4 protein-coding genes are annotated in these 3,572 nt (G+C 72.5%); 1 reads left to right on the top strand and 3 read right to left on the bottom strand.

The window, feature by feature from the left end; genetic code table 11:
- Positions 1 to 193, top strand: a 193-nt coding sequence (locus KME77_RS16740; RefSeq protein WP_372451183.1) for a hypothetical protein, incomplete at its 5' end; no start/stop codon positions are given.
- Positions 194 to 254: 61 nt separating this feature from the next.
- Here KME77_RS16740 and KME77_RS16735 read toward each other — a convergent pair.
- The 3 genes from KME77_RS16735 to KME77_RS16725 all read right to left on the bottom strand — a co-directional run.
- Positions 255 to 1,760: a M28 family metallopeptidase gene (locus KME77_RS16735; RefSeq protein WP_219468181.1), complete on the bottom strand. Its 1,506-nt coding sequence runs from the start codon at positions 1,758 to 1,760 to the stop codon at positions 255 to 257.
- Between the two features lie 261 nt (positions 1,761 to 2,021).
- Positions 2,022 to 3,065, bottom strand: coding sequence for a lytic polysaccharide monooxygenase auxiliary activity family 9 protein (locus KME77_RS16730; protein ID WP_219468179.1), 1,044 nt, complete (start codon positions 3,063 to 3,065; stop codon positions 2,022 to 2,024).
- 111 nt (positions 3,066 to 3,176) lie between these two features.
- The coding region (locus KME77_RS16725; protein WP_219468175.1) for an ATP-binding protein at positions 3,177 to 3,572 on the bottom strand (396 nt) is incomplete at its 5' end.

The raw sequence follows: 3,572 nt of genomic DNA, 5'->3' as shown, positions 1-3,572 counted from the left end.
GCCCCCCCGCACGGCCCCCGGACCGGCGGCCGAGCGGCTGGCCGCCGTGGTCGAGCAGCTCGACGGCGGCGCCGCCGCGCCGCTGGTCAGGGCGTACGCGGAGGCCGACGACCCGCTGCAGGAGAAGGCGTTCGAGCACGGGCTGCGGGCGTTCCTGCATGGTACGGAGGCGGCCCTCGAAGAGCAGGCGTGACGTCGGCCCCCGGGGCGGCAATGAGCCCGGGCCCCGCGCGGCCCGGGCTCATTGGGTCATCTCACTGGCTGGTGATCTTGACGTCGTCCACCCCCGCCTCCACCAGCGAGGCGCCGGACGCGTCGGCCGCCTCCACGACGATCCGCACGCTCTGCCCGGCGAACGACGAGAGGTTCGCACTGGCCGTGCCCCAGGCGCCATTGCGGTTACTGGCCGCCCCCAGCTGCTGGAACACCGTGCTGCTGCTGCTCCCCACCACCCTGACGCGCAGGAAGTCGGCGGAGGAGGAGTTGCTGCCGTGCGCCAGGTACCACGAGAACGACAGCGTGAGCGTCCCGCCGGACGGCAGCGCGACGGCCGGTGACTGGATGGAGGTGAGGCCGCCGTCGACGTCGAAGTCACCCGCCGCGGTGCCCGCCAGCCGGCCGGTGACCAGGTCGTTCACGCCGCTGACCGTGGTGCCGAGCTGCTTGGCGCCGCTGGAGGTGGTCGCCGCCGGGTCGCCGCGCTCCCACGCGCCGGTGGTCGCGGTGTCCGTGCCGGCCGCGTTGGCGGTCCAGCCGGTCGCGGTCTCGAACGTGTCCGACCAGACAGTGGCCGGCGGGACGGCGGTCGCGATCGTCCAGACGGCGTGCGCGATGGCATCGGCGTTGCGGTCCAGGGCGGTGTCGTTGACGTTCGCGGTGGTGTCGCACGAACGGTGGTAGCAGACGTCGAACGCCTGGCCCGCCGTGCCGCCCCAGAGCTGCGCCTGCGCGCTGGACTTGATCCCCTCCGCGCCGGTGAACGTGCCGCCTGCCGCGATCCCCACGGCGATGAACGGGCCGTAGTCGGAGCGGCCGTCGAAGTCAGTGCCGCGGGTCGGGACGCCGATCGAGGAGAAGTACGAGGCGAGCGTCTGCTCCAGCTCGGCCGACCCGGCCGGACCGGGGCCCGAACCGGTGCCGTCGGAGTTGTCGCCGTCGTAGAGGAAGTAGCCCGGGTTGGGGGAGGCGACCATGTCGAAGTTCAGGTAGGCCTTGATCCGGCCGCGTTCGGTGGCGGACAGGTTGTTGACGTAGAACTGCGAACCGCGCAGGCCCAGCTCCTCGGCGCCCCACCAGGCGAAGCGTAAGTGCTTGGTGGGCTGCAGCGACTGCCGGGAGACCTCCAGCGCGACCTCCAGGATCGAGGCGGAGCCGGAGCCGTTGTCGTTGATGCCGGGGCCGGCGGTGACGCTGTCGAGGTGGGCGCCGGTCATCAGGACGTCGTTCGGGTCGCCGCCCGGCCAGTCGGCGATCACGTTGTAGCCGGTGGCGCCGTTGTAGGTGAACGACTGGAGCGTGGTGGTGTACCCGGCCGCGTCGAGCTGGCCCTTGACGTAGTTGGCCGAGGCCAGGTAGCCGGGGCGGCCGTGGGCACGGTTGCCGCCGTTGGCGGTGGCGATCGACTGGAGTTGCGTCAGGTGCGCCTTGACGTTGGTGAGCGAGATGTTCGGCGGCGCCGCCGCGACGGCCGCCTGCGTGAGCGCGGTGAACGCGAGCGGCACCGCCAGCGCCAGGGCGCTGACTGCCGTGAGGAGCTTCATCGGGGTCCTCCGTGGGGGTGGACAGAGGCGAGGGACGGGGGGTGATGTCCTTCCGCGTGCCGATCCCGGTCAGGGACGGTGTGGCGGGCGCGGACAGCCCCATAAACGGCCGCGCTGCCCGAACGTAACCAGCGCATCTCGTCCTGAGAAGACCCATTTGCAACTCCTGTCCGGATACGGTCAGGATCTTGTGAGGCGGACGGGGGCGGACGGGGGTCGGCTCACTTGTCGAACGCCGCGGCCGACCCGGGCCCCCTGGTGTCATCTGACGGTGAGCGTCGTACGGGCCTGGTTGCCGTTCTGGCAGTAGACGATCACCGGGTGGGTGCCCGCGCGGACGGCCCTGAGCGACGGCGCCCAGGCCGCGGCCGGCGCCTGGGCGAACAGCCGGCGCGGGTTGAAGGCGTTCGAGGCCACGCCGCGCACCCGGGAGCCGCCGCACACCGCCGTGACCGTCACCTGCTGCCCGACCCTGGTCGAGGCGGGGGTGACACCGGCGCCCGCGTTGATCGCCGACAGCGTGATGGCGCTCGGCTGCTGCGACGGGGGCGCGCTGGCCGTGGGCTGGGCGGTGGGCTGGGTGGTGGGCTTGGTCGTCGGCTGGTTGGCCGGGGGCTGGGTGGTCGCGGTGGGCTGGGCGCTCGGCCCGCCCGCCGGGGTGCCGGAGCCGCCGCCGAAGACCACGTCCGAGCAGGAGTAGAAGGCCTCGGGGCTGTCGCTGCGCTGCCAGATCGCGTAGATCAGGTGGCGGCCCTGCTTGACGGGCAGGCGGCCCTGCATGACGTACGCGCCGTCCGCCAGCGTGGGGTTCTGCGTGCTGAGGAACGGCCTCGACTCCAGGTCCGACCACTTCAGCGGCTTGGCCGGGTCGTAGCCGTCCTTGGTGACGTACAGGTCGAAGCCGCCCTTGTGCGGCGCGGTGGCGCGGTAGCGGAAGGTGAAGGCCGCGCCGCTCGCCATCGTGGTGGTCGGCCAGTCGGCGCGGGCCTGGTCGAAGCCGCGGTACTTGTCGCGGCCCGCGCTGCACAGCTTGCCGTCGGGGATGATCTCGCGGTGCCTGCCCGCGGCGTTGGCGAGGTTGACCTCGTTCCAGTCGTAGAGCGGCTGGGTGCCGCCGAGTGCCACGGCCTGCTTGCAGGCGGCGGACTTGGGGCTCTCGGGGTTCTCGGTGAAGCAGACCATGGTCCGGCTCGGCGGGTTGTTCATGGTGCCGTGCGCGTTCGCGGCGCCGGGGACGACGGCGAGGACGAGCAGGGTGGGAGCGGTGAGGGTGGCGGCGGCGACCGCTTTGCGGGAGATCTGCATGCAGAACACGATGGACCACCGAAAACGCCGAAAAATGGGGCTTAAGGCGTCTTTAAGGTGGGCTTAGAAGTGATTTCAGGGCGAGACATGAGATCGTCTCAAAACTCAGCCTCAAGGCAGGCCCAGGGCTGAGGGGCGGGCGGCCGGGCGGCGGATCCAGACCTCCACCCGGGCGCCCCCCAGGGGCGAGCGCCCCAGCCGGAGCGCGCCGCCCGACGACTCCGCCAGCCGCCGGGCGATGTCCAGGCCGAGCCCCGTCGAGCCGGCCCCGCTCGCCCCGCGCTCCAGCGCCGCCTCCGGGTCGGCGATGCCGGGACCCGCGTCCTCGATCACGATGCCGACCATGTCCTTGCCCTCGTGGTCCCTGCCCTCGTGCAACGCCACGCCGAACGCCGTTCCCTCGGCCGTGTGCCGGAACACGTTGCCCAGCAGCGCGTCCACCGCCGCCGTCAGCTCGGCCGCCGGCACCGGGACCCGTACCGGCAGCGTCGCGCCGGCGGGCTGCCA

It is taken from the genome of Nonomuraea rhizosphaerae (assembly GCF_019396405.1).
GTDB lineage: Bacteria > Actinomycetota > Actinomycetes > Streptosporangiales > Streptosporangiaceae > Nonomuraea > Nonomuraea rhizosphaerae.
Note: the sequence above shows the minus strand (reverse complement) of the source record. Positions and strands in the feature narration are given on the sequence as shown.

What these genes read in the sequence shown, in the direction of transcription:
- KME77_RS16735 (WP_219468181.1), bottom strand. Translation starts at nt 1,760, where the DNA reads ATGAAGCTCCTCACGGCAGTCAGCGCCCTGGCGCTGGCGGTGCCGCTC.
- KME77_RS16730 (WP_219468179.1), bottom strand. Translation starts at nt 3,065, where the DNA reads ATGCAGATCTCCCGCAAAGCGGTCGCCGCCGCCACCCTCACCGCTCCC.